A 1,134-nucleotide genomic window follows, 5' to 3' on the forward strand; every position below is an offset into this window, starting at 1 on the left:
GGACGAAGCGGACGAAGCAGCAACCGGCGCCGCATCGTGCGAGGTCGCCACGATCTTCACCGCTTCCCCGGCCGTGATCGCATCGCCCGGGTTATCGATCACGCGATCGGTCGCCGCGAGCCCCGCGACGATCTCCACGCGCGTGCCGAAATCGCGCCCGATCTGCACGGTCTTCAGTGCGGTGCGTCCGTTCGCGCCGACGGTGGCGACCGTCACGCCGTTCGGACGGAACAGCAGCGCACTGACCGGCAGGTCGAGCGCCGGCGCCGCGCTCGGCAACACGAGATGCGCCTGCGCATAAGCGCCGGGCATCAGCGTGCCGTCGCGATTGTCGACGTCGATCTCGACGCGCAGCGTGCGCGTGACAGGATCGATCGCGCCCGCGCTGCGCGCGACACGCGCGGCAACGCGCCGCCCCGGATACTGCGGCGTCGTCAGGTAGACCGGCGTGCCGGTCGATACGCCGGTCGCGCTGTCCTGCGGCACGTCGACGAACACGCGCAGCGTGTCCGTCTGTTCGAGATGGAACAGTTCGCCCGACAGGCCCGGGCTGCCCGGCGTGCCGCCCGCGGTGACCAGCGTGCCGACGTCGACGTTGCGCGCGGTGATCACGCCGTCGAACGGCGCGGTGACGGACTCGTACGACACGAGCTCGGCGAGATGCGCGACGTTCGCCTGCGCGGACGCAAGCATCGCGCGTTTCGCGTTCATGTCCGCGACCTTCGTGTCGGTGTCCTGCTGCGACACCGACTGCGTTTTCAGCATGTCCTGCCAGCGCTGCGCGGTCGATTTCGCATAGTCGTAGTTCGCCTGCGCGCTCGCTTCGTCGGCGCGCGCCTGGCGCAACTGCGCGTCGAGATCGGGCGCGGAAATCTGCGCGAGCGTCTGGCCGGCCTTCACGTGCGTGCCGAGATCGACGCTCCAGTGCGCGATATAGCCGCTCGTGCGCGCATAGATCGATGCGTCCGCATAGGGCGCGACCGAACCGGGCAACGTCAGCGTCTGGTCGGCCGGCGCCGTTCCGGGCACGACGACGGATACCGGCAGCGCCTGCTGCACGGCCACCTGCGCGCGCTGTGCGGCGCGTGCATCGATACGCGGCACGATGCCGAGTGCGAGCAGCGCGGCGGCGAG

General features: G+C 70.2%; 1 protein-coding gene. It reads right to left on the reverse strand.

Annotation, left to right across the window (positions count from 1 at the left end; genetic code table 11):
* Nucleotides 1-1,134 (reverse strand): efflux RND transporter periplasmic adaptor subunit (locus A9Z05_RS19715; RefSeq protein WP_084044340.1); only part of this gene is annotated, 1,134 nt, incomplete at both ends.

It is taken from the genome of Burkholderia sp. A2 (assembly GCF_001729305.1).
Classification (GTDB): domain Bacteria; phylum Pseudomonadota; class Gammaproteobacteria; order Burkholderiales; family Burkholderiaceae; genus Burkholderia; species Burkholderia sola.